Origin of the sequence: Thiocapsa rosea (assembly GCF_003634315.1) — a bacterium.
GTDB classification, from domain to species: domain Bacteria; phylum Pseudomonadota; class Gammaproteobacteria; order Chromatiales; family Chromatiaceae; genus Thiocapsa; species Thiocapsa rosea.
The window spans coordinates 3,428,265-3,452,612 of the sequence record NZ_RBXL01000001.1 but is presented as its reverse complement, the minus strand read 5'-3'; the positions used below and the strand labels follow the sequence as shown (position 1 = coordinate 3,452,612).

At 62.7% G+C, this 24,348-nt stretch carries 25 protein-coding genes; 9 read left to right on the top strand and 16 right to left on the bottom strand.

Translation table 11 applies throughout. The features are described from left to right. Positions 1–144: 144 nt before the first annotated feature. On the bottom strand, positions 145–1,320 hold the full coding sequence (locus tag BDD21_RS15560; RefSeq protein ID WP_120797912.1) for a carbohydrate porin: 1,176 nt from the start codon (positions 1,318–1,320) through the stop codon (positions 145–147). A gap of 507 nt (positions 1,321–1,827) precedes the next feature. Between BDD21_RS15560 and BDD21_RS15555 the strand changes: the two genes are divergently transcribed. From BDD21_RS15555 to BDD21_RS15545, 3 genes are all read left to right on the top strand, one after another. Then, positions 1,828–2,088 carry an ATP dependent RNA helicase gene (locus BDD21_RS15555; RefSeq protein ID WP_120797911.1) on the top strand — a complete coding sequence of 87 codons (261 nt, stop codon included), beginning with the start codon at positions 1,828–1,830 and terminating at the stop codon, positions 2,086–2,088. Positions 2,089–2,147: 59 nt separating this feature from the next. After that, a complete protein-coding gene (locus tag BDD21_RS15550; protein WP_120797910.1) occupies positions 2,148–3,128 on the top strand; it encodes a hypothetical protein in 981 nt (326 codons plus the stop codon). A 95-nt stretch (positions 3,129–3,223) separates the two neighbouring features. Further along, positions 3,224–4,783, top strand: a complete 1,560-nt coding sequence (locus tag BDD21_RS15545; RefSeq protein ID WP_120797909.1) for a DUF2325 domain-containing protein — start codon at positions 3,224–3,226, stop codon at positions 4,781–4,783. A gap of 225 nt (positions 4,784–5,008) precedes the next feature. Here the strand turns inward: BDD21_RS15545 and BDD21_RS15540 are convergent, their stop codons facing one another. The 12 genes from BDD21_RS15540 to bfr (BDD21_RS15485) all read right to left on the bottom strand — a co-directional run bounded on the left by BDD21_RS15540 (position 5,009) and on the right by bfr (BDD21_RS15485) (position 11,109). Continuing rightward, positions 5,009–6,439: a BCD family MFS transporter gene (locus BDD21_RS15540; RefSeq protein ID WP_120797908.1), complete on the bottom strand. Its 1,431-nt coding sequence runs from the start codon at positions 6,437–6,439 to the stop codon at positions 5,009–5,011. Positions 6,440–6,813: 374 nt separating this feature from the next. Beyond that, entirely contained in the window at positions 6,814–6,972 is a 159-nt protein-coding gene (pufA, locus tag BDD21_RS15535) for a light-harvesting antenna LH1, alpha subunit (protein ID WP_007194987.1), read from the bottom strand. Positions 6,973–7,000: 28 nt separating this feature from the next. Then, entirely contained in the window at positions 7,001–7,141 is a 141-nt protein-coding gene (locus BDD21_RS15530) for a light-harvesting protein (RefSeq protein WP_120797905.1), read from the bottom strand. Between the two features lie 63 nt (positions 7,142–7,204). Then, complete coding sequence (gene pufA / locus BDD21_RS15525; RefSeq protein ID WP_007194989.1) at positions 7,205–7,399, bottom strand: light-harvesting antenna LH1, alpha subunit; 195 nt, start codon at positions 7,397–7,399, stop codon at positions 7,205–7,207. Positions 7,400–7,411: 12 nt separating this feature from the next. Next, positions 7,412–7,555: a light-harvesting protein gene (locus BDD21_RS15520; protein WP_120797907.1), complete on the bottom strand. Its 144-nt coding sequence runs from the start codon at positions 7,553–7,555 to the stop codon at positions 7,412–7,414. A gap of 745 nt (positions 7,556–8,300) precedes the next feature. After that, a complete protein-coding gene (gene pufA, locus BDD21_RS15515; RefSeq protein WP_120797906.1) occupies positions 8,301–8,459 on the bottom strand; it encodes a light-harvesting antenna LH1, alpha subunit in 159 nt (52 codons plus the stop codon). Between the two features lie 28 nt (positions 8,460–8,487). Continuing rightward, a complete protein-coding gene (locus BDD21_RS15510) occupies positions 8,488–8,628 on the bottom strand; it encodes a light-harvesting protein (RefSeq protein WP_120797905.1) in 141 nt (46 codons plus the stop codon). 63 nt (positions 8,629–8,691) lie between these two features. Beyond that, complete coding sequence (gene pufA, locus BDD21_RS15505) at positions 8,692–8,886, bottom strand: light-harvesting antenna LH1, alpha subunit (RefSeq protein ID WP_007194989.1); 195 nt, start codon at positions 8,884–8,886, stop codon at positions 8,692–8,694. A gap of 12 nt (positions 8,887–8,898) precedes the next feature. Then, positions 8,899–9,042 carry a light-harvesting protein gene (locus BDD21_RS15500; protein ID WP_120797904.1) on the bottom strand — a complete coding sequence of 48 codons (144 nt, stop codon included), beginning with the start codon at positions 9,040–9,042 and terminating at the stop codon, positions 8,899–8,901. A 384-nt stretch (positions 9,043–9,426) separates the two neighbouring features. Beyond that, positions 9,427–9,876, bottom strand: coding sequence for a hypothetical protein (locus BDD21_RS15495; protein WP_120797903.1), 450 nt, complete (start codon positions 9,874–9,876; stop codon positions 9,427–9,429). Positions 9,877–10,143: 267 nt separating this feature from the next. After that, complete coding sequence (gene bfr, locus BDD21_RS15490) at positions 10,144–10,620, bottom strand: bacterioferritin (protein ID WP_120797902.1); 477 nt, start codon at positions 10,618–10,620, stop codon at positions 10,144–10,146. A 24-nt stretch (positions 10,621–10,644) separates the two neighbouring features. Continuing rightward, complete coding sequence (bfr, locus tag BDD21_RS15485) at positions 10,645–11,109, bottom strand: bacterioferritin (protein ID WP_120797901.1); 465 nt, start codon at positions 11,107–11,109, stop codon at positions 10,645–10,647. Positions 11,110–11,222: 113 nt separating this feature from the next. Here bfr (BDD21_RS15485) and BDD21_RS15480 point away from each other — a divergent pair, with 113 nt between their 5' ends. Then, the gene (locus tag BDD21_RS15480) at positions 11,223–11,423 is read left to right on the top strand and encodes a (2Fe-2S)-binding protein (RefSeq protein WP_120797900.1); all 201 of its coding nucleotides are present in this window, start codon (positions 11,223–11,225) and stop codon (positions 11,421–11,423) included. Positions 11,424–11,998: 575 nt separating this feature from the next. Here the strand turns inward: BDD21_RS15480 and BDD21_RS15475 are convergent. Then, complete coding sequence (locus BDD21_RS15475) at positions 11,999–13,063, bottom strand: cytochrome-c peroxidase (protein WP_120797899.1); 1,065 nt, start codon at positions 13,061–13,063, stop codon at positions 11,999–12,001. Positions 13,064–13,438: 375 nt separating this feature from the next. Between BDD21_RS15475 and BDD21_RS15470 the strand changes: the two genes are divergently transcribed. Then, positions 13,439–16,081, top strand: a complete 2,643-nt coding sequence (locus BDD21_RS15470) for a glycosyltransferase (RefSeq protein ID WP_120797898.1) — start codon at positions 13,439–13,441, stop codon at positions 16,079–16,081. A gap of 836 nt (positions 16,082–16,917) precedes the next feature. Continuing rightward, the gene (locus tag BDD21_RS15460) at positions 16,918–17,313 is read left to right on the top strand and encodes a septal ring lytic transglycosylase RlpA family protein (protein WP_120797897.1); all 396 of its coding nucleotides are present in this window, start codon (positions 16,918–16,920) and stop codon (positions 17,311–17,313) included. A gap of 20 nt (positions 17,314–17,333) precedes the next feature. Here the strand turns inward: BDD21_RS15460 and BDD21_RS15455 are convergent, their stop codons facing one another. Both BDD21_RS15455 and BDD21_RS15450 read right to left on the bottom strand, forming a co-directional pair. Continuing rightward, entirely contained in the window at positions 17,334–18,386 is a 1,053-nt protein-coding gene (locus BDD21_RS15455) for an ABC transporter permease (protein WP_120797896.1), read from the bottom strand. Between the two features lie 280 nt (positions 18,387–18,666). Beyond that, positions 18,667–19,548, bottom strand: coding sequence for an ABC transporter ATP-binding protein (locus BDD21_RS15450; protein ID WP_120797895.1), 882 nt, complete (start codon positions 19,546–19,548; stop codon positions 18,667–18,669). Between BDD21_RS15450 and BDD21_RS15445 the strand changes: the two genes are divergently transcribed. The 3 genes from BDD21_RS15445 to BDD21_RS15435 all read left to right on the top strand — a co-directional run bounded on the left by BDD21_RS15445 (position 19,525) and on the right by BDD21_RS15435 (position 24,343). Continuing rightward, a complete protein-coding gene (locus tag BDD21_RS15445; RefSeq protein ID WP_245969636.1) occupies positions 19,525–20,658 on the top strand; it encodes an alpha/beta hydrolase in 1,134 nt (377 codons plus the stop codon). The two genes, BDD21_RS15450 and BDD21_RS15445, sit on opposite strands and share 24 nt — an antisense overlap. 350 nt (positions 20,659–21,008) lie before the next feature. After that, complete coding sequence (locus tag BDD21_RS15440; RefSeq protein WP_120797893.1) at positions 21,009–21,665, top strand: thiol:disulfide interchange protein DsbA/DsbL; 657 nt, start codon at positions 21,009–21,011, stop codon at positions 21,663–21,665. A gap of 50 nt (positions 21,666–21,715) precedes the next feature. Further along, positions 21,716–24,343 carry a PEP/pyruvate-binding domain-containing protein gene (locus BDD21_RS15435; protein ID WP_120799957.1) on the top strand — a complete coding sequence of 876 codons (2,628 nt, stop codon included), beginning with the start codon at positions 21,716–21,718 and terminating at the stop codon, positions 24,341–24,343. The last annotated feature ends 5 nt before the right edge of the window (positions 24,344–24,348 follow it).

Sequence of the window (24,348 nt, the reverse complement as noted above, 5' to 3'; positions counted from 1 at the left end):
CGACGCGGCTCAGGAGATTGGGTTCAGGAGATTGTTTTCAGCATCATGAAACCGCGTCGACTCCGACGCTCGTTGATGCCTGCAAGGTGGAACAGCCCGACAACAGGACATGACGCCACCGGACGCGGTTTCATCGCGGTTTCATCAAAGCTCCGCCACCAGACGCAACCCGAAGATCCAGCCCTCGATGTCCTCGCCGCTGTCGTAGGCGTCGGCCATGTATTGGATGTCGGCGGTGAGGGCGAGGAAGTCGTTGGCGGCGAAGCGGTAGTAGAGCTCGGCGACGTTGGTGTTGGAGATCCCGGTGTTGGCGCCGTCGAGATAGCCGTAGGCAATGCCGACGGTGTCGGCCTCGCGGCCCCACAGACCGCCGCCGAGCTGCAGTCCGCCGGTGTAGAGCCCGCGGTAGTCGAGGATGTCTTTATGGTCGGTCCAGCCCAGGCGCAGGAAGGCGCCGAGATGATCGCCGAGGGCCTGGTCGAAGGACAGGCCGTAGCCCATCAGATCGGTCTTCTGCGCGGCGACCGGCGCGCCGTCCTGCGGTGCGTCCTCGGTCCACTCCGCTGCCTCGCCGAGGTCGGCGCTGGGCCTGAAGAAGGCCGAGGAGGTGCCGGTGATCACGGCGCGGTAGTTGCCCTCCCCGAGCGCGGTGTCGAGACGATAGCCGACCTGCGCGCCCCAGAAGTTGTAGTTGTTGCCGTCGTCGTTCTCGCCGATGTTCAGCGCCGCGGCCTTGATCTCCCAGTCCCCCAGCGCCAGCTCGAGTGCCGCGCCTGCATCGTAGGACGGCAGATTGAAGCCGCCGGAGTTTACGAACGCCTCGTTCATGAACTGGGTGAATTCGTCGTTGGCGTAGGCGTTCTCGTCCAGATACCCGGTGGAGTCGATGATGCCGAAGGTCGCCCCGAGGGTGGCGTCCTCGGCCAGCGTAAAGGTGTGCTTGTACCAGGCCTGCAGCAGGTAGTCGCGCCCGCGCCCGTTGATGTCCTTCAGATCGTCCTCGAGATCGACCGCCCAGGGGGCGAGCACGAAGGGCGAGACGGCGTTCAGGCCGTTGTCCACGGCAAAACCGAACAGGGCGAAGAACTCGTCGCGCTCGCTCGGGCGAACGCTCAATTCAAGCTGAAACGGCATGCCGCCCCGGCAGCTGTTGCCGCCCAGCGACTGCCCGTCCTCGTCGACCAGCCCGCCCAGGCCCTCCTGGCATTGACCCGCCGCGCCCAACACCGCGCCGATCGAGAAACTGTCGGTGACATCGTAGGCATTCGCGGACAGGGTGAGACAGGAGAGCACAGCGCCTAAGGCCAAGCGATTGTCCATGGAAATGAGGTGTCCTTAAAGGAGGTTTGGGGAGTTCCGGAGGGTTTGCGATTCGAGGTACTCGGACGCTGAACCTACCTGCCGGCGTCGATGCCGCTGCCCGATCGTATGATCTATTGTAAAAAGATATTACGCAGGCGTGTCAACCTAAACCGCGTCCAGAGCGAGATGCTCACTTTCGCGTGAGTTCGACCGCGCCTGGCGCCGTTTAGGATCAATCATCGGGTCCGCCGCTCCGCGGGAGCAGCCCGCCTGCCGAGGACGCGCGCCCTAGCTTTCCGTTGACAAGCGTTAACCCACCATCTATCTTTAATGCGAACGATTCGCATTAATAATCTAGCCAGCAGTCGAGTCTGAGACGGCGTTTGCCGGACCACACGCCGAGCGCTCGCGACAGTTTCCAGTCCCGTTCGACGCGGGACTCCCGTCAGCCAAATCCCGGACGCTTTGTCCGGATCGCCAGCGGGGCATTGTTCGACAACCGCTTGATGTCTTAGGAGACACACCATGCCCGTCGATTCCCCCTTGGCTTCACACTCCGATCTCGCTCGGCTCAAACCGGAGGATCTGGAGATGCATCTCGGAGAGCTCATTCGCCGTTACGTTCGGCATCGGTCGGCCGATCTGGCCGAACGGGTCGTCGAATCCATCGAGGCGCTCTACCTTCATCCTGATCTCGGGTCCGATGCCGAACGGTTTTGTGCCTATCGCCGACTGGCGCGTCATTGGCGCTGGCTCGCACAAAGAGCGGCAACCGTCGCGCATTGAACAGGGCCTCGCCCCTATGCGAGTCCGCCGACCTTCCGGAATCAATCAAGGAGTGCGCAATGCCGCCCTACATCGAGCTTGAACATATGCCGAGTGCAGCCGTCATGCCGGCCTCCCGAGCACCCTCCTTGGGAGCGGAACAGGGAAACACCGCGGGCAAGGTCCGTGATTGGACTGCATTCCTCCGGGAGCTTGTCGGTGCCGGACAGCTCCGTATCGGGACCAGCCAGCCGGCCGTCACGTTGGAGCACCATGGCAATTGGCCGGGGGTCCGTATCGACGACTCCTTCGGGATCGCTTCGGGCCGCCGGTTCACGCTTCGGATGGTGCTTGATCGCTGGTCTCACATCGATGGCTCGGGGACGGATGCGGCTGAACAAGGACCGCGCTCGGACATCTCCATCCTGGATCGGGAGGGCGCTCCGCTGCTGGATCTCGGTTTTGGCGAGGAGGGTCGAGTGCGCGGCTCGGACGTCCTGACCCGATGCCGTACCCTCAGTCGGGCAGCCTCGTGGTGCGAGCCGGCACCGCAGCGCGACGGGGATGGTGCGGAGCTCGACAGCGTTCCGTTTCGCAGACTGATGGCGGAGCTTGGCGATTCGGTCGATGTCGCCGATCTGGCCGAAGCCACAGGCCAGTTCCGACTCAATCCCGCAAGGCTGCGTGAACGCGGTAGTGCCAGCGCCGTGGACGCCGAGCTGGTCCCCTGTTTCCTCGAAGCGCTCGCAGAGCAGGCGCTGCCCGTTCGCATCACCACCGGAACGGCGGGGGTCGCTCACACCCTTGATTGCGCCTTCTTCTGCCATCGACGCGACGGGGTCTGGCAGACCCTGCGCAGCGACTCGGCGCGCTTGCGAATCGACACCTCGAAGATCGATTCAGCCTGGGTCTTGAATGCCTCCGAAGCGGCGCACGAGCAGACGTCGCTCCGTCTCTACGACGCGCAAGGCCGACTGCTGGCGCAGCTCAGCTCGGTGCCCGGATTCGTCGCCATCGAGAATCCGATCTGGCGCACCCTCGTCAACGCGCTTCAGGACTAAACCGCGCCAGCTCCAGCGGTCGTCACGTCTGCCGGGGCCGATCCCATCCAAAAACATCGCATACCGCGCCGGACGCGGTTTAAGAGGGAGCATCCATGCAACGGCTTATTTTCGAGGTCTCCGACCAGGCTGCGCGACTCGCAATCTATGACTTCGAGAGTCAGGAGCTGCTCGCCGAGGTGGAAGGTGCGTCATGGCATCGCATGTTCGAGGAGCTGCGGATCGGCAGCGTCCCGAGCAAGCGCACCTGTTGCGCGCATCATGCCGAGGTTCCGACGGCTGAGACCTTCCCGCAGGCCCGACGCGCGCAGAGCAAGATCGCGCAGGCGCTCTTTCCCGAAACGGATGGGCTCTCGTCGCCGCCGATTGCACTCTCGCGCTCACCGCGCCCATCGATCTCGGCTGCCGCTTCCACGGCGAAATTGACCGAGCTGTCCGGCCCGCCGAGCCGTCAGCCGACCCTGAAATCGACAGGGCGACGCAGGCTCTGGGACATCCCGCACAAATACCATTGCCCGATCATCGGGACCTGTCTCACCGTGGACGAGCTGCGCCGAATCGCCGAGCGAACGGCCCAACGGCCCGACACGCCCCTGTCGGAGTTCGACATCCACGTGAGCTTTGTCGCGGCGGCGGCCGAGAAGAATCCCTTGTCGCTGGCGACACACAAGACACTGGAGAAGAAATTCACGATCAGCGTGCGACGCTATGCGAAGGCACGCGACGCCGACGCGCTTCTTCGGCTCTGGCGTGAATCGCTCGACACGGGGGAGGTTCCCGGCGGGCTCTGGGCGCTGATGACGCACCCGCGCGCCGACCACCGGGTGATGACACGCGCTTATGAAGAGATCCATATGCTCTCCCATCAGATCGGCGCGGGGCAGCGCGCCGATCTCAAGCGGCTCACCGAGACGCGCACGCAGCTCGAGCAGCTGCAACGCGATTTTGATCACCTCCACACGCGCACCCGACAACAGGCGGATCTGCGCGAGGCGAGGATCCGCGCGCTCGAGAACGCCTTGGCGAGCCGCGAGCGCGAACTCGCCGAATCGCGCGCGCAGGTGCAGGCCCTGCGCGAGGAGCTCGAGCTCGTGAACGGTTCATGCTTTAAGGACAGGTTGAGCGCACTTGCCGATCGGGCTGCAGGCCTGGACGCCGAGCTGAATCGGACCCGCGAGGAGAACGCACACCTTCGAGGCATCGGTACTCGGGCAAGAGAAGAGGCCGACGCGTCGGAACGCGCCCGGTGCGCGGCGGAGGCGGAATGCCGGGCGACCGAGCGGCTGCTCGCGCACCTGCTTGCGGATCGGTGCGACGGGTGCACATCGGAGACGTGCGTGCAGCCGAAGGATCTTGCGGGCCGCTTGGTGCTCTGTGTGGGCGGGCGCAAGCAGCTCGTCGATCAGTATCGTGCGATGGTGGCGGGTTGCAACGGTCGTTTCGACCACCACGACGGCGGCATGGAAGACAGTCAACACCGGCTCGAGGCGATGCTGGCATCAGCCGATATCGTCGTCTGCGCAACCGACTATGTCAGCCACGGCGCTTACTATCGGACCAAACGTTTCTGCAAGCGCACCGAAAAACCGCATGCGCTGCTCGGCAACTCCGGGCTCTCTTCATTCGCATTGGCGATCGAGACCCTGGCGGCTTGAAGCGATCGCTCGTCTCGGCGTCCGGGTCAAGGCGGGAGCACCGCCGGCCTAAGGTGATTGCCGGGAAGAGCCATCCCGCAAGCGCACGCCTGGAAGAGATCTAAACCGCTTGTCCTGGTTCCGGCTCTGGCGCCCGCTGCAGTCCCGTCAGGCCTTCCTGGCCTTCGCGGTCGGGATGTGATTCTTCTCGGAAATCGCCTGAACCGGCGGGCCGAGGCCGATGCCTCAGGGCATATGATCGAGACCGATCTTGGATCCGGCGCGGGTGTTGGCATCTCCGGGGCGAAGAGCCAGCGGGAGAATCACCACCAGCGTAGCGATGAGGAACAGGATCTCGAGGGCATAGACGACATCGTATCCCAACGCCGGCCAGGCCAAGTCTTCTCCGAAGACACCTCGGTTCGCCATCGCCATGACGACGTCACGCAAGATACCGCCGGCAGCAAAGGCAAGCCCCATCGCTGTCGCCTGAACCGCGCCCCATGCGCCGAGCGCCAAACCGCTGAACCCACCCTCGGCGAGTGCCATGGCGGCGGTCAAGGTTGCCACCATGAAGAGCCCGCCGCCGAAACCGATGAGCCCGGCGCCGGTTCGATACAGCCAGACCGCATCGAGGGGAGCCGACAAGATCACCGCGACAAAGGCGAGGATCCCGATCAGGGCGCCGACTGCAGCAATCCGATAGGGCTCGCTGCCACGCCCCATCAGGCGCGCGGCAAGCACGAAGGCCAGCAATGAGCCAGCCGCCCAGATGGCGTTGAGCGCGGTCGTCTGGGAAACGCTGAGACCGAGGATCTGACCGCCGTAAGGCTCGAGCAGGATGTCCTGCATCGTGAACCCGACCGTCCCGAGACCCACGACCACCAGGAGTCGGCTCGCTCGCCCGCCACGGGTGAAATTACGCCAGGTCTCCAGGAACGGCGGGCGCGGCACAGGATGGGCCGCCCGCTGCTGGTCGATCGCCTCCTGCTTCCAGAGGGCAACGACGTTCAGAATGATCGTCGCCAAGGCAACACCCTGAATGACCTGAATCAATAGCTCGTTGCTGAAGTTCGTGAGCAAATGTCCGAACAGGAGCGAGCTTCCGGCCCACGCAGCCAGGAGGGTGACGTAAAGCAACGCCACTACGCGGGGCCGCTTCTCCGGCGGCGAGAGATCGGTGGCAAGCGCCAAACCCGCGGTTTGCGTCGTGTGGAGCCCCGCACCGACCAAAAGGAAGGCAAGCGCAGCGCCGAACTGGCCGAGAACGTTGAACTGGTTATTGACGTCGGCGAGCAACAGCAGGGCGAACGGCATCATCGCGAATCCGCCGAACTGCATCATGCTTCCCAGCCAGATGTAAGGGATGCGACGCAGACCGAATGCGGAGTGGTGGTAATCCGAACGATGACCGATCAGTGCACGCAGCGGCGCGAAAATCAGCGGCAGCGCAAGCATGAGACCGACCAGCGATGCGGGCACGGCAAGCTCGACGACCATGACCCGATTCAGGGTTCCTTGCAGCAGCACCATCGCCATGCCGACCGAGACCTGAAACAGGGACAAGCGCAGGATTCGGCGCAACGGAAAATCAGCCGACGAGACATCGGAAAAAGGCAATATCCGAGGCAGCAGCTCGCGCCAGGCTTGCGCCCAGGGATCGTCGTTACGACTCATGCCGGGATCAGCTCCACAGGTAAAAGAGGCTCGGAAACAAGAGCCATGTCTTGAGGATCGAGGATTATCGCACTCGGGGCATCAATGATCCACCACGCCCGGATCAGGACCGAAAGGCGGTATGCCCGAGCACACGCGGCACGGCGAGGCACCGGACAAGCGATCCTGAGGAGGGGTCGACTGTTCGACAGGCGAGCGCCTTCGGGAGAGACGTCGATGTCGGTCGAGATCTGGGGAAGAGCGATCATCGGGGTTGCGAAGGACGGGGTTGCGGGTCTTGACCATCCCCGCCCTTCGAGCACGATGGGCGCGCCGTGCGGCGCCGGCCCATCGCCTTCGGGGCTACTCGAGGGCAGCCCCGTCATGCGCAGGCATCAAGCCCAGCCGAATCCCATCTGGAACACGACGGCATGCAGCACCAGCGCGATGATCAACAGCATGAAGAAGATCGGCATCAGCCAGGTTGCGGGGTTCAGAACCAGCCACACCTTCCAATCGTCTTCCGGGTTTTTCGGTTTTGCGATTTCGCTCATGATCTTGTTCTCGTCGTGATCGGGTTAATTAGAACCAAGGATTGGCAGCGATAATGAACAGGTGCACCAGCGCGGCAAGACCAACATACGCGGTGTAGGTGACCTTGAACTGCTCGTGGAATTCCTTCGCTTGTTGTTCGGTCAAACCCGACAAGGATTGCTCGGCCATCGATGTATCTCCGATAGAGAGGTGTAAATACGGTGCCGTTTCAGAAAGCGGCAACCAAGTGTCTTATTGAGCAGGTGCTTCCACGGCGACCGGAGCAGCCGGCGTCCAAGCGTTGCCCGGCAGCGAGAAGGCATAGACGTGAACGGCAAGGGCGATGACCAGCAGTGCGGCGAACATCGGGATCAGCCACGTCGCGGGGTTCAGCACCAGCCAAATGCGATAGTCCTGCTCAAGAGGTTTGTAGTCGAATACGTTCATGGGTCTCTCCTCTTAGAACCAGGGGTTAGCTGCAATGATGAACAGATGCACCAGCGCGGCGAGGCCGACATATGCGGTGTAGGTGACCTTGAACTGCTCGTGAAACTCTTTCGCCTGCTGCTCGGTTAGACCCGAAACGCTTGCCTGTTCGGCCATGGTTTGAACTCCATGATAGGGGCTGCTGATACCGCCGCTTCGATGGAAACGGTCGGCGACATGGATGCATTGACTGCCACCCGATTCTCTGATCCCGATCTCGTCGGGCTTCAAAATTTCAAATTGACCAGAGATCTTGTGTGTCATCTTAGCTTTACATCTGACAATGTCAAGAAGATTAGACAAATATCTTTGCCGAGAAGTCGCAAAAGAAAATACTTATATATTTTTCAGTGTTTTAGATATTCCGCGCACCAAGCGGGCGGAGCAGCACCAGGCTTGAACCTCAACCGCGTCCAGAGCGAGATGCTCACTTTCGCGTGGGTTCGACGCTTGGTGCCTCCGCGGCCCTTGGCGGGGAGGCGGTTTAGATCCGGCGGTTGCGCTGCCCTTGGCGCGCATCACGCGCGGGATTCCTTGTTCGGCAAGGCGCGGAAGAAGACTCTGGATACCGGCCATCGAGACCGAGAGGGAGAGCCGCCGGCAGGAGGGCGCCGAACATCGGGCAACGATTTCGGATGCATGAAGGCGGTAGAGCAGAGGAGGCGGACGGAAGAGGATTTCGTACAGGCGATCGGGAGGAAGTCGATCGTTTTCAGCCAGGCCAGGACAGCCCCAGACAGGATACGGCGGATGAGAGCGGCGTTTCTGCCGCTCACCATCCGCCGTCGACGATGGGCGCGCCGTGCGGCGCCGGCCCATCGTCCTCGGGGCTACTCGACGGAAGCCCCGGCACTCGCAGGCATCAAGCCCAGCCGAATCCCATCTGGAACACGACGGCGTGCAGCACCAGCGCGATGACCAACAGCATGAAGAAGATCGGCATCAGCCAGGTTGCGGGGTTCAGAACCAGCCACACCTTCCAATCGTCTTCCGGGTTTTTCGGTTTTGCGATTTCGCTCATGATCTTGTTCTCGTCGTGATCGGGTTAATTAGAACCAAGGATTGGCAGCGATAATGAACAGGTGCACCAGCGCGGCAAGACCAACATACGCGGTGTAGGTGACCTTGAACTGCTCGTGGAATTCCTTCGCTTGTTGTTCGGTCAAACCCGACAAGGATTGCTCGGCCATCGATGTATCTCCGATAGAGAGGTGTAAATACGGTGCCGTTTCAGAAAGCGGCAACCAAGTGTCTTATTGAGCAGGTGCTTCCACGGCGACCGGAGCAGCCGGCGTCCAAGCGTTGCCCGGCAGCGAGAAGGCGTAGACGTGAACGGCAAGGGCGATGACCAGCAGTGCGGCGAACATCGGGATCAGCCACGTCGCGGGGTTCAGCACCAGCCAAATGCGATAGTCCTGCTCAAGAGGTTTGTAGTCGAATACGTTCATGGGTCTCTCCTCTTAGAACCAGGGGTTAGCTGCAATGATGAACAGATGCACCAGCGCGGCGAGGCCGACATATGCGGTGTAGGTGACCTTGAACTGCTCGTGAAACTCTTTCGCCTGCTGCTCGGTTAAACCCGAAAGGCTTGCTTGCTCAGCCATGGTTTAAGCTCCGTCGTGAGAATGAGTAAATGCGCCGCCGACATCGATCGGGGGGCAGACCTCCGTGGCACCGACTACCTCCACGAAACACGCTAGCGTTCCTTATGTCCCGGAACGTTCGGACTGACTTGCTGTCCTTGTGTGTCATCTTAGCTTGACACGCTGAGATGTCAAGTTTCTTTTACATAAAAAAATAAGGGAAAGGCCGGAGGGTCGGCAAGGGTGCGGTTCAACCTAAACCGAGTCCAGAGCCTGCGCGCGTCATCGCGGAGCGGAAGCGTGGGTTCCGGCGCATGGCGCGAGAAGGTGAGGACGGTCGAGGCGGACGCCGGATGGCGAAGGACGGCGGGATGTGGGCGAAAGATCGCCCACGCGGGAACGGCTCTAAAGGGCGGACCGCAGATAGCGAAACAGGTAACCGACGGCATAGATCGCAGCGAATGCGATCACGGCGACCTTGATCATATAAAGGATCATGGTCTTGAACGGGCGCAGATTGTCCAGTGGCGTGGCGGCGACCTCCGCGCTCGCGTCGTCCGAAGCGCCGCTCGAGACCGTCGACGACGCCTCGGGCATGGCGTCTTGGCGCGGCGCACCGCCCGCGCCCGCTCTCGGCTCCGCCTGCACGAGCTGATACGGCGAGGTATTGGCAATCTTGAAGAACTGGATCTCGGCGTCCTCGCCTTCGCGCTCGATCACGACTATCTCGGTCCCCAGACCGAGCCCTTGGTCGGCAGCGAATTCCAGAGCGAACGCCTCGGGCGTTTCCGCTTCGCCCTTCGCCTCCCACGACTTGGGCTTATCCGGCCAGGTTCTCTTTGCAGCGTATTTCACAGATGTCTTCTCCCGACAGACCGACGTTGAAGGCGGGAGACGCCGCGGATGGGCGTCTCCCCAAAGACTGCGGGGGATTGTATGGCTGGACTCTACGCTTGTCACCGACCCGCCTCGGGGCTCGATGCCGCGTTTTTTCGAGTACCGGCCCTTCTGGAGGACCGAGACACCGGGCGAACGCCCGGCTGCGGGGTGTCCATTCTCATTGATCCTCCGACCGATTGCCGACGGAGGATCAGGTTCGACCGAAACCGAGCCGGGCGCGGTTTAGGCCGGGTGCATCTGCGACTGGAGATAGTTCTCGAGCCCCACGCGATCGATCAAGCCCAGTTGTTGCTCGAGCCAATCGGCGTGGTCCTCCTCGGTGTCTCTGAGCAGTTGCAGCAGAACGCTGCGCGTCTGGAAATCCTTGTGCTGCTCGCAACAGACGATCGCCTCCTTCAACGCGGCCGCCACCTCGTACTCGACCTGCAGATCGTTGGCCAACATCTCCGGAACGTTCGCGCCGACGCGCAGGCCGTCGCGCTGACTCAGATCCGGCGTCGCCTCCAAGAACAGCATTCGCCGGATCAGCATCGAGGCATGCTCCTTCTCCTCCGTTGCCTCGTGCTCGATGCGCGCAAACAGCTTCGCGAAACCCCAGTCCTCGTACATAAGCGAGTGGATGAAATACTGATCGATCGCTGCCAGCTCGTTGGAGAGCAGGCGCTGAAGATGGGCGATGACTTCGGGGTTACCTTTCATGTTCGGGTCTCCGGGCTGCTGTGGTCAGATGGCCGACTCGAGATAGTTCGGCAGTCCGACGCTCTCGATCAGTGACAGTTGGGTCTCGATCCAGTCGATACGCTCTTCGCTCGACTCCTGGATCGCTTCAAGGTGGTGCCGGCTCACGAAATCTCCCTGCTGCTCGCAGTGGGCGATGGCGCCGGCAAGGGCTTCGCGATAACGCAGCTCCATGGTGAGATCGCCCCGCAGGATCTCGGGCACATCCTCGCCGATCAGAAGCTTACCGAGATCTTGGAGGTTCGGAAGTCCTTCCAGAAAGAGGACGCGCTCGACGATCTTGTCGGCCTCCTTCATGGTCTCGATCGAGGCGTGGTAGACCCGCTTCTCCAGCGTCTTGAAGCCCCAGTTGCCGAGCATCCGCGCGTGCAGGAAATACTGATTGATCGCGGTCAGTGCCTGCTTGAGCACCGCGTTGTGATGTTGATTGATGGAGGGTTGGGTTTTCATCTGGACTGGACCTTTCGAAAAAAGACTGAAGATGCACCGAAAGATATCTTGACACAAATGCGAATGATTCCTATCCTTCTATCAACGTCAAGGGTAGTTTCGGGGGAAGTCTCATGTACGTATGCATTTGCCGGGCTATTACCGATCGCCAGATCATCGCTGCAGCCGAGCGCGGCACGGAGCGGCTCGCCGATCTGAGGAAGGAGCTGGGTGTGCCCGGCGACTGCGGTCGATGCGGGCTTTGCGTGAAGGCGTTGTTGCAAGAGGTGATCGACGACCGCCGATCACGAGCGGTCGCGGCGGCGGCTGCCTAGTCGTGAATCTCCTTACTTCAGCCTTGTTCGAGAGCAGCTCCCACCCCATGCGGACTACCGATCCAGCGCCACCACACCAATCTCGCCCACTCCGCGAGCGCCTGTGCACCATCCTCACGCTCATCGGTCACGCCATGCCCCCGAGCCGTAGACAACAGCGGTGGTTGCTGATGAAGCGATTTCTTCAGACAGATCGGAAGCGGCAACCCGCCGACACGTCGCGCTGGGAGAAAAGTAACGTCTAATCCTGTTGCTTCAAGTGCCGACCGCCGAAACCGGCACACCCCCGGACGCTCCGCGCTCCGTAGGGGCCGGCCTAATCGGAGCGGGTCGGCCTCGGCAGACTTGATGTCCGCTGGAGCAGGAGCGGGGTAACATATTAAAAATTATATTCTTTTAAACCGCGTTCCCGCTAAGGGCCGTGGATGTACCAAACGTCGAGTTCACTTGAAAGTGAGCATCTCGCTCTGGACGCGGTTTAGAACATGACATCGGCGACTCTTGCGCCGGCTCCGACAGTTGTCGGAGCCGGCGCAGCCAAGCCAACTAACGACGCGCACCGCGTCGGACGCGGTTTAATGCGTAACGGGCAAGGCAGAGAGGTCCGGCCTTGGCGTCTCGGCCGTCTCGACCGGCAGGATCGGATACTCGACCCTCGGCTGCTCTCCGGTCAGCGCGTGCAGGAAGGCGACGATCTGCGCCGCCTCTGCATCGGAGATCTCGGTCCCGAGCTGTGCAGTTCCCATCAGGGCGACGGCCGCACCTAGATCCCAAACCGCACCCGAGTGAAAGTAAGGTGCCGTCAAGGCGATGTTGCGCAGCGGCGCGGCACGGAAGACGTATTCGTCGGACGCCGTCTTCGTGACCTCGAAGCGGCCTTTGTCGTCCGGGGGGAGGATGTCGGCGCCGGGCTTGGTGATCAGACCGAACGGGAAGTAATCCTGACCACCGAAGTTGATCCCCGCGTGACAGGCACTGCAGCCCTTTTCGATGTAGAGATCCAGACCCTGCTTTTGCTCGTCCGTCATGGCCGCATCGTTGCCTTCGATCCAGTCATCGAACGGCGATCCGGGCGTCACCAGGGTCACCTCGAAGGCCTCGATCGCTTTAGCCATGTTGTCGAAGGTCACCGGATCCGCCTCGTTCGGGAACGCCCTGGTAAAGCGCTCGACATACTCGGGCATGCTCTTGAGCGTGACGACCACGTTCTCGGGATCGTTCGCCATCTCTACGCCGGCCTGAATCGGGCCTTTGGCCTGCTCTTTGAGATCATCCGCGCGACCGTCCCAGAACTGAGCGATGTTGAACACGGCATTGAGCACGGTCGGGGAGTTGCGCGGACCCGTTTGCCAACCATGTCCGACGGAGGTCGGCAGGTTGTCGTCGCCGCCCATGCCGAGGTTGTGACAGGTGTTGCAGCTAATGACCCCGCTGGCCGAAAGCCGGGGGTCGAAGAACAGCATGCGACCGAGATCGACCTTTTCGCGCGTCACGGGATTGCCGGCCACCTCGGGCACGCCGGCAGGGATCGGGAGCAGTCCGGCAGACTTGGCCTTGTCGCGCAGAGCCGAGTCATCCGCAGCGGCCACGGTTGCGGCGAGCCCCACCGAGACGGCTAAAGCGATCATTCGCTTCTTCATCGCGTTTTCCTCTTTGTTGTCCTCTTTTCTCCAAGGAAGCGCCGTCGCCGCGAATCGAAACCCACGTGCGGTTGCGCCATGTCCAAACCGAGTCTAACCTCGCCGCGGGAAACGACAAGCACGAAAACGCTCTGGACGTCGGCGTAACCCGACTCACCTCGGCATCGAAATCGCGATATCATTTCAGGGTTGCGAAGTCGAATCGCGACATTGCCGATGTGCGCTTCCGCATGCTGTTCGGCCCCGAGCCCGAACTGAAACAGCTTGTTTTCCAAGGAATCAGGTCGTGCCGCCCCCAATCCCCAGGTTCGCCGCCCCGTGCACTCTCTGCTCGGCAGCGCGCGATCCGGCCATGCCCAAGCCGTCCGAGCGCCCGTGAGATATTCAAGCAACTTCCTCATCCCGATTCTGATCGCCCTCCTAACGGTTGCCGCGTGGGCCTTGCTCAACCGGCCGGCGGACGAGCCGCCGTGGCCGAATCGTATCCAAGGCTTCTCGTTCGCACCGATGCGTGCGCACAACGATCCGGCACTCCAGAACTTCCCGACCACCGAGGAGATCGACGAAGACCTGGCCCTTCTACAGGGAACCGTCCATGCCGTGCGCACCTATTCGGTCGAAAGCACACTCTCGGCGATCCCGCGCTTAGCCGCAGCGCGCGGTCTGAATGTCACCCTCGGCGCTTGGATCGGATCGGATCCGGAGGCCAACGACATCGAGCTCGCACGCTTCGGCGAGATCTTGAGCAAAGGTTATCGGAACCTGGTACGCATCATGGTCGGCAACGAGGCGATCCTGCGCGAGGACGTTTCGGTCTCAGAGCTGACCGAATACTTGGACCGGGTCCGCGCGATGACCTGGCTACCCGTGAGCACGGCCGAACCGTGGCATGTCTGGCTGAAATATCCGGAGCTTGCGGATCATGTCGACTTCATCACCATCCACCTGCTGCCCTATTGGGAAGGTGTCCCGATCGAACAGGCCGTCGCCTATGCGGTCAGCCGCTACGACGAGGTCAAGAAAGCTTTTCCGAACAAAGAGGTGATCATCGGAGAGGTCGGCTGGCCGAGCAACGGCCGACGCAATCGGGGGGCCGAGGCATCGCTGACGAATCAAACGCGATTCCTGCGCCGTTTTCTGGCGCACGCCGAGCAGGCGGGCTACGTCTACTATGTGATGGAGGCCTTCGACCAGACCTGGAAAACCAAGCTCGAAGGGGCCACCGGCGCCTACTGGGGCGTCTACAACACCGATCGCGAGCCCAAGTTCGTCTTCACCCAACCCGTCGTACGCATCCCGCACTGGCAGGAGCTTGCCGGACTCTCCGTGGTGATGGCAGTGCTCCTCCTGGCGTTTCTCTACCGCGACAGCGCGAGCCTGTCGAGCAAGGGTAAAGGCTTCCTCGCCCTGGTGATGTATGCCATCTCGACCGCGGCGGTCTGGATCGTCTACGACTATACAAGGCTTTACATGACGCCGGCCACGGCCATCGTCGGTATCCTGCTCCTCGTGGGCGGGGTCGGCGTCATCGTCCTGATCATGGCCGAGACGCACGAATGGGCGGAGGCGCTGTGGCTGCGCCGATGGCGGCGGCCGTTCCCCTTGCGCGCGGTGCCCGACGAGGAACTTCCGTTCGTCTCCGTCCACGTGCCCGCCTACAACGAGCCGCCCGAGCTCTTGATCGAGACGTTGGACGCCTTGGCGGCGTTGGACTATCCGGGCTACGAAGTCTTGGTCATCGACAACAATACCAAGGACCCCGCCGTCTGGAAGCCGGTCGAGGCGCATTGCCGGCATCTCAACGATACCGTCGGCGAACGCTTCCGGTTCTTCCATGTGGATCCGCTCGCGGGCTACAAAGCCGGCGCACTCAACTATGCACTGCGCGAGACCGACCCGCGCGCCGAAGTCATCGCCGTCATCGACGCGGACTATATCGTGCAGCCGCTCTGGTTGAGACACCTGGTCCCCGCCTTCCAAGACCCCGAGGTCGCCATCGTGCAGGCCCCGCAGGACTATCGCGACGCCGATCAGAACGCCTTCAAGGCGATGTGCATGGCCGAGTATCGGGGCTTCTTCCACATCGGCATGGTCACCCGCAACGAGCGCAACGCCATCATCCAGCACGGCACCATGACCATGATCCGCCGCCCGACGCTCGACGCGGTCGGCGGTTGGGCGGAGTGGTGCATCACGGAAGACGCCGAGCTCGGACTGCGTGTCTTCGAGGAGGGTCACAAGGCGCTCTATATCCCCTGCACCTACGGACGCGGCCTGATGCCGGACACCTTCGCCGACTTCAAGAAACAGCGCTATCGCTGGGCCTACGGAGCGGTGCGCACCCTCAAGCACCATCGCCGCGAGCTGTTGGGGATCCGCAAGACCACACTCTCGGCGGGCCAACGCTATCACTTCGTCGCCGGCTGGCTGCCTTGGTTCGCGGACGGCTTCAATCTCCTGTTCAATTTCGCGGCACTCGCCTGGTCGGTGGCCATGGTGATGTTTCCGCTCCAGGTGACGCCGCCTTACATGACCGTCGCCTTGGTGCCCTTGGTCTTGTTCGGCTTCAAGATGTCGAAGAGTTTCCTGCTCTATCGGCGCCGGGTCACCGCGACCCTGCGTCAGAGCTTCGCTGCCGGCTTGGCCGGACTGGCACTCTCGCACACGATCGCCCGCGCCATGTTCGGCGGCTTCGTCTCGGGAAGGCTCGGCTTCTTCAGAACCCCCAAGCTCGCGCAGGCACCGGCCTTCATCCGCGCCCTGGCCGATGCGCGAGAAGAAGGTCTTTTCGTCATCGCCTTCTGGCTCGCGGCCGGCCTCATCATGCTCCGGGACGATGCCTTCATGCTGGATGTCCGGGTCTGGGTGGCTGTCCTGATCGTCCAGTCGATCCCGTACCTGGCCGCCGTTGCCGTGTCGTTGATCAGCGCGGCCAAGACATTGCCCGCGAGCCTGGTGGGGCCGATGCCGGTGATGACAGGCGAGGGATCGACAGCCCGTGTCGAGCAGGGTCCGTAGGTCGGACGTTTGCGGCGGGGGCTTGACACGTTTTTGATGGGTCATGTGATTTCCGGGAAACTCCATACCCGTAATCAGTTGTGCTGACGATCGGAAGCACAACTACCGTAGGCGGATGGTTGCGCCTCGCGAGACCCGACACGACTGGCACCCCTACTCGTGGTCGTTGTCGTTGTCGCTGTCGTTGTCGTTGTCGTTGTCGTTGTCGTTGTCGTTGTCGTTGTCGTTGTCGTTGTCGTTGTCGTTGTCGTTGTCGTAATCGGATTCCGGACGACACCAAAAAATGCTTCGACGGTTCGCCCAAGGCTAACGGCGCCGCACATCCGATCGGCCGGAAGCAGCGTCGCGAAGCGGCGACCGTTGGCGTCACTTCCGGCCGATCGTCTACGCCGTTGAGATGTTGATTCCCGGAAATCGCCTTGGTGATTTCCGGAAAAGGATCCACCGGCAGAGCCGCAACCAGGAAAATTGGTCGAAGGATTGACTCGTTGTCGTGTTCGTTCGGAATCCGATTACGATTACGACAACGACAACGACAACGACAAATTCTGCGAGGGTTTGCTCAAGACTGACGGCTTCAGGGACTCGATGCCCTCCAGGCACTCGCTGTCGGGATGACGATTCCCGGAAATGAGCTTAGCCCTCACCTTTCACCTTTCACCTTTCACCCCTCCCCTCACCTTAGACTGGCATCGGACCAGAGATCCGGGTTTTCCCGATATAGGGTTTACCCTATACGTGATTTCCCTTATACTCCTCGCCAAGTTATCAACTGACCGGCATCCAAATGCGCCGCCTACGGCGCCCGCCGGCCGATTGCAAAAACGGTCTTGCTTATGAACAAAACGCTGATCTTCGCCTCGCTCGGGGTGTTTCTTCTTGTCTCGGGCCCGAATGCCGAGGCACGCGTCAAACCGGGGCACGCTCAGAAGGGCATCGCCTCCTACTATCACGACAGCCTCCATGGTCGGAAGACCGCAAGCGGGGCGATCTACAACAAGAACATCCCCAGTGCAGCACACAAGACGCTCCCACTCGGCAGCAAGGTCCGGGTGACGGACACCAAGACCGGCAAGAGCATCGTCGTGAAGGTCAACGACCGCGGCCCCTTCGTGAAGGGCCGAATCATCGATCTCTCCCGCAGCGCCGCACGCGAGCTAGGGATGATCAGGAAGGGTCTAGCGAGGGTCGAGGTCGAGGTGCTGAGCGTCCCGAAGTCGCGCGGCTCCTGATACGACCGCATCCATCCCACTCACTCCCAACGAAACATCCAGGCCGCGAGGGTCAGGAAGAGGAGTGCGAGTCCGGCCAGCAGGCCAATCTGGGGAAGGACCTGAACCACACCGGCGCCGTCGATCATGACGGCCCGAGCACCTTCGACGACATGGGTCAGCGGCAGGAACCGGGACAGGATCTGGGCCGCGCCGCTGGCCCCCTCCATCGAAAACCACACCCCCGAGAGCAGCAGCATCGGCCAGGAGATGAGGTTGAGCAGACCGTCCGCGACCTCCTCCGTGCGCAGGCGTGACGAGACAATCAGTCCGAGGCTGATCAGACAGAGCGCACCGGCCACATAGACCAGCAGCAGCGCCAGGTAGGAGCCGTGCATCGGGAAGTCCAGCAGAAGACTGGCGCCGATATAGACCACCAGGCTCGCCCCCAGAACCACCAGCAAACGCGAGAACACCTGCGCGGTGAGAAACTCCCAAGGACTCAGCGGCGTTGCCTTCAGGCGACGCAGCACGCCGTTCTTTCGGTAGCGCACGATTACCCAGCCGACACCCCAGAGACTGGAGAACATGATGTTCATGGCCAGCACGCCGGGCAGCACCCAGTCGACATAGCGCAGGGCCGCACCGGTCACGGTCATCCGCTGCGGGGTCGCCCGCGCGGATTCGCCCGGATCGATGGTCGTTCGAGCGCCGATGCCTTGCGCGCCCAACAAGAGACGCTCGACGAGATAGCCGTTGGCCGAATCCGAGTTGACCCAATAGCGCGACGTCTCGCTCGGATCCACCAGAAGATCCAACTGGTGGCGTTCCACCTTGGCGATCGCCGCCGCCGGATCCGTCACCGGAATGAATTGGATGTGGCGGGTCTGAAGGAACGGGAAGGCCGCAACCGGTAATTCGGCGCCGTCCGCGATCACGCCGACCTTGAAGACATCGCGCGACGTATCGGTGAAGATGAAGGCAAAGGCCAGCACCATCAGGATCGGCATCAGGATGTTCCACGACAGGCCGGCCCGATCGCGATAGAACTCGCGGTTACGCGCGACGAGGATGGTCAGGATACGGCGCCACATGAGATGTTCCGGGTGTTTGGACGAGAATCCGCAGGATCGAGGCCGTACGATCGAGACCGAGGGATCGAGTAAGCCCGAGCCCCACGGGCCTAAACCACGTCCAGTACGAGACGCGCATTATCGAGTGAGATCGACAATTGGTGTATTCACGATCTTTGGCGGGGACGCGGCTTATAATAATATCTTTTTCAATATCTTAAACCGCGCATCCTCCAGCGACTATGAAGTCTGCCCAGGCCGATCCAATCCCAAAAACATCGCGTACCGCGCCGGGCACGGTTTAAGAGCGCAGATCATGTCCGGTCAGTTTCAAAAAGAGGTCTTCAAGATTCGGCGTCGCCACCCGCAGATTCGTTAGATCGGCCCCCACACGCTCGATCTCGGCCAACATCGGCGGAACCTCCTCGGCAAAAAGCTCGATGGTCCCGTCGCGTCGCTCCGCGGTCGGTGGAAGCGCAGCCCCGACGGGCCACGCGGACTCGGGCAGGCGAATCACGGTTGCCGGAAAATGATCCCGAACCAAACGCGCAGGCTGACCCTCGGCGATAATCCGCCCGTGGTCGACGATCGCGATCCGATCGCAGAGCCGCTCGGCCTCTTCCATATAATGTGTGGTCAGCACGATCGTCTTGCCGCGCCGACGCACCGTCTCGATCAGACCCCAGAAATTACGCCTGGACTGCGGATCCAGACCCGTTGTCGGCTCGTCGAGAAACACCAGGTCAGGATCGTTGACCAAGGCGATCGCCAAGAGCAGCCGCTGACGCTGACCACCCGAGAGCTTGCGCGTATCCCGATCCAGGATCTCCGCGAGATTGCAGAGCCGGATGAGCTCGTCGCGGTCCGCGGTGCGCCGGTAGAGGCTGGCGAACATGGTCAGCGACTCGCGCACCGTCTGAAAATCCTGCAGCGCGGTCGCCTGAAACTGGATGCCGACGGATTCGCGATAGGCGCGGTCGAGCGGCCGACCACGATACAGTACGGTGCCCGAGGTCGGGGTCTGGATCCCCTCCAGCATCTCCAAGGTCGTCGTCTTTCCGGCCCCGTTCGGTCCCAAGAGTCCGAAACACTGACCGGCTTCGACAAGAAAACCGATACCATCCACGGCGCGCACACCAGGATAGAGCCGGACGAGATCATGGGCTTCGAGCAGGATATTCACAGCGGCGCAGTATACGCGCTTCGTCCCAGGCGCGGCGGGCCGAGCCCGGCCGGGATCCTATCCTTCGCCACGACGACACTGCCGAAAGTCATCTCGGGCCCGCCCTGGACCAATGCGCTCTCCGCCCTGATCATTGTTCTCATGCTCACGTCCTGCGCCTCCCCGAACATCGTCGAATCCCCCGACACGAGTAAAGGGTCGCCCGGCCTCGGTGTCGACGCTGCGCGGATGGACGACGGTTATCGTCTGCCCCTGCGCGTCTGGAGCGGCGCCGAGCCTCCGCGAATGGTTGTGCTCGGACTGCACGGCTTCAACGACTACGCGAACGCCTTCGCCCCCCTGGGCCGCGAGCTTGCCGCCGCGGGGATCACCACCTACGCGGTCGACCAGCGCGGTTTCGGCGCCGCCGCCTTGCCCGGTCGCTGGCACGGCAGCGACCGGCTTGCCGCGGATCTGCGCAACCTGGTCGATCTGCTGCGTGCGCGCCATCCCGATGCCCGTCTCTATGTCGCGGGCGAGAGCATGGGCGGTGCCGTCGTCCTGACCGCAACGGCGCAGGGGCCGCTGCCGGTCGACGGATTGATCCTGATCGCCCCCGCCGTCTGGTCGCGCGACACCATGCCCTGGTATCAACGCCTCGCCCTGGACGGGGCCGTGCGCACCCTGCCCTGGCTGAAGCTGACCGGCGAGGGGATCCGCATCAGTCCGTCCGATCATATCGAGATGCTGCAGGCCATGGGCAAGGACCCGCTCGTCATCAAGGCAACCCGCATCGATGCCCTGTGGGGCATCACCGACCTGATGGACCGGGCACAAGCCGCAGCGCGCCATCTGCAGACCCCTGCCCTGCTGCTCTACGGCGAACAGGACGAGATCATCCCCAAGAATGCATTCTGCCGATTTCTGGCGAAACTACCCGGCACGGATCCGGGTCTGACATTCGTTCTCTATGAGCAGGGTTGGCACATGCTGCCGCGCGACCGCCAAGGAGCGCGCGTACGCGCCGACATCGCCGCCTGGCTCGCGGATCAGGAGGCACCCCTGCCGTCGGGCGAAGCAACCTCACCGCGCGGCCCAAGGGCGAGCGCGTTTTGCGGCAAGAACCCATAGTTTGCGCCGACGCCGTAGGTTGCGCTGACGATAGGAAGCACAACACCGCCAGCAGCGGCCCGAGCCTCCAACGCAACGACAGACGCGTCGGGTCGTCGTTCGGAAGCACCGCGCGCGGGGAAGTTGTGCCTCGCTCGGCTCGGCACAACCCCGACAGACACGCGGACGGTACTGACACAGACGGCGCCGGGGACATATCATCACCGGCCAAATCGACACTTAAACCGCGCCGGCTCCAGCGGTCGTCAAATCCACCGGGGCCGATCCCATCCAAGACCATCGCGTACCGCGCTGGGCGCGGTTTAATCCTATCGAATCACCACCTCGTTCATCCCGACCGGAGATCCACCATGGCCTTCACCCGCCGTCGCTTCACCCAAACCATGATCGGCGCCCTCGGTGCCGCAATGCTCCCGCTGCATACCGTCGCCGCCAACCTGGTCGAGGGCCGCGACTGGCGCGCCGTCTCGCCGCCGCAGCCGGGATCCGCGCCCGACAAGATCGAGGTCCTGGAGTTCTTCTCCTACGGCTGCCCGCATTGCATGGATCTGAACCCGGTCATCAAGCCCTGGGCCGCCAAGCTGCCGGAGGACGTCACCTTCCGCCAGGTTCCGGTCACCTTCGGTCGGGCCGCCTGGACCAACCTCGCGCGACTTTTCTACGCGCTGGAATACAGCGGCGACCTGGATCGACTCAACCAAGAGGTCTTCGTGGCGCTGCATCACGACCGGACCAAGCTCTTCACCGAGAAAGACGTGCTCGCCTGGGTCGCAAGCAAGGGCGTGGACGTCGCGACCTTCGAGCCCTTGTTCAATTCGTTCGCGGTCGAGACCCAGATCAAACGCAGCGACACCCTCGTGGAGCGCTATCGCGTCGATGCCGTGCCCATGATCACCGTCGGCGGTCGGTACATCGTGGTCGGTCAGCAGGCCAAAGGCTTCCCCGAAATGCTTGCCATCGCCGATGACCTGATCGTCATGGCGCGCGAGCAGACGGCCGCGGGTTGACCGAGCCGACGATCTCCGCCGGTCAGGTCCGCGCGTCCGAGCCCAACCCGCTGCCGGACGCGACGGATCCCGGCGCGGCAGCCGACGCCGAGCGCGTCTCGACCGGACTTGCCGGACTGGACACCGTCCTCGACGGCCTGCGCATCGGCGACAATGTCGTCTGGCGTATCGACGACGTCGAGGACTACCGCGGCTTCGTCGACCCCTTCGTCGCCCAAGCCGTCGCGGGCGAGCGCTCCATCATCTATCTGCGCTTCGGCCGACATGCGCCGCTGGTCGCGCCGGGGCCGGGCATCAAGATCGTCTCGATCGACGCCTTGCGCGGCTTCGAGGCATTCACCTGCCACGTCCACCGCTTGATCACGGACTACGGCCGCGGCGCCTTCTACGTCTTCGACTGTCTCTCCGATCTGCTCTCGGCCTGGGCCACCGACCTGATGGTCGGCAATCTCTTCCAGGTCATCTGTCCCTACCTCTATCAACTGGATACGGTCGCCTATTTCGGCCTACTCTCGCGCAGCCACTGCTACACCACGATGGCGCGCATCCGCGAGACGACGCAGGTCCTGATCGATGTCAGACGCGCCGAGACCGGCTGCTACGTGCAACCCGTCAAGGTCTGGGAGCGCCACTCGCCGACCATGTTCCTGCCGCATATCCACCAAGGCGAGGCGTTTCGCCCGGTGGTCGACAGCAGCGACGCGACCCGGCTCCATGCGGACCTCGAACGCCGCAAAGGCGAGACCACCCAGCGCCAGCTCGACTACTGGGATCGGCTCTTTCTCGATGCCGCCGAGGTCCTAAATCACGACGCCGACGGCGAGCGACGCCGCACGGTTCTGGAGCAGCTCTATCACGTCCTGATCAGCCGGGACGAGCGCATCGTCGCGCTCGCGCGCCGCTATCTCGGCCTCCAGGATCTCATCGAGATCCGGGCACGCATGATCGGCAGCGGCTACATCGGCGGCAAGGCGGTCGGGATGCTGCTCGCACGCCGCATCCTGTTGCAGGACGACCCCGAGCGCTGGGAACGTCATCTGGAGCCGCACGACTCCTTCTTTCTCGGGTCCGATGTCTACTATTCGTACCTGGTGCACAACGGCTGGTGGCCCAGAATCATGCGCCAGCGCACCGAGGCGGGCTATTTCACCGAGGCCCAGTCGCTGCGCGAGGACATGCTGCGCGGCCGGCTTCCGGAAGAGGTCCGCTCGGAGCTCGAACGGATGCTCGACTATTTCGGGCAGTATCCGATCCTGGTGCGCTCGAGCAGCCTGCTCGAAGACGGCTTCGGCAACGCCTTTGCCGGCAAATACGAGAGCCTCTTCCTCGTCAACCAAGGCTCGCCCGAGCAACGGCTCGCCCAGCTCGAAGAGGCGATCTGCCGCGTCTTCGCCAGCACCATGAGCGAGGACGCCCTCACCTACCGGCGCCAACGCGGGTTGGCCGACCTCGAAGAGCCGATGGCGCTTCTCCTGCAACGTGTCTGCGGGCGCTATCACGGGCGCTACTACTTCCCGGACGCCGCCGGCGTAGGCGTGTCGCGTAACACCTTCGTCTGGGAGGAGTCGATGGACCCGACTGCCGGCATGGTCCGCCTGGTGATGGGTCTCGGCACACGCGCGGTCGACCGCATCGAGGGCGATCACGCCTGCGTAGTGGCCTTGGATCAGCCCCACAAACGTCCCTTCCGCGATCGCGACGATGCCGTGCGCTTCTCCCAGCACGACATCGACGTCCTCGATATCTCGGACAACCGGTTACGCTCGCTCGCCGTGAGACACCTCACAAGCGACCCGGAGCTGCCGCTGCGCTGGTGCGCCGAGCTCGACCGCGAAGCAACGCAACGCGCACGCGAGCGCACCGGCGGCGACCCCGTCTGGCGCATCACCTTCACGCCACTCCTGCGCGAGACCGCATTCGTCGACCTGATGCAGCATCTGCTCCAGACCCTTGAAGCCGCCTACGCCTACCCGATCGACGTCGAATTCACCCTGCATCTCGCCGACGACGGCACCCCGTCCTTCAGTCTCGTCCAGTGCCGACCGCTGCAGACCCTCGGTCTCAACCAACGTGTCGAGCTCCCGGTCGCGGTGCCGAGCCGACGCCTCTTCTTCGCAGCCGACGGCCATTTCATGGGCGGCAACATCGACCAGCCGATCGCCCGCATCATCCACGTCGACGGCCCGCGCTACAGCGCCCTGACCACGGTACAGAAATTCGCCGTCGCCCGCTTGGTCGGACAGCTCAATCGCCGCATCGCCGATCGCGACGACTGCCCTACCCTGCTGATCGGACCCGGCCGTTGGGGCACCAGCTCACCCGAGCTCGGCGTGCCCATCCGCTTCTCCGACATCAGCCTGGTCGCCGTCATCGCCGAGGTCGCCGAGCTCGGCGACGGCATGGTGCCGGACCTCTCCTTCGGCTCGCACTTCTTCCAGGATCTCGTCGAATCCCAGATCGCCTACGTCGCCCTCTTCCCGCATCTCGGCGAGGCCAGCTACAACCCCGCCTGGCTGAGCGCCCTGCCGGCATCCACTCGACTCCCGCTCGATCTGGAAGACCCCCCGGACGACGCCGTCGCGGCAGCCCTCACCTGGCTCGATGCGCGCGACACCGGTCTGCGCGTGGTCGCGGATGTCTTGTGCCAGCGATTGGTGTGTTATCAGGCGGCGGGCTGAGGGCC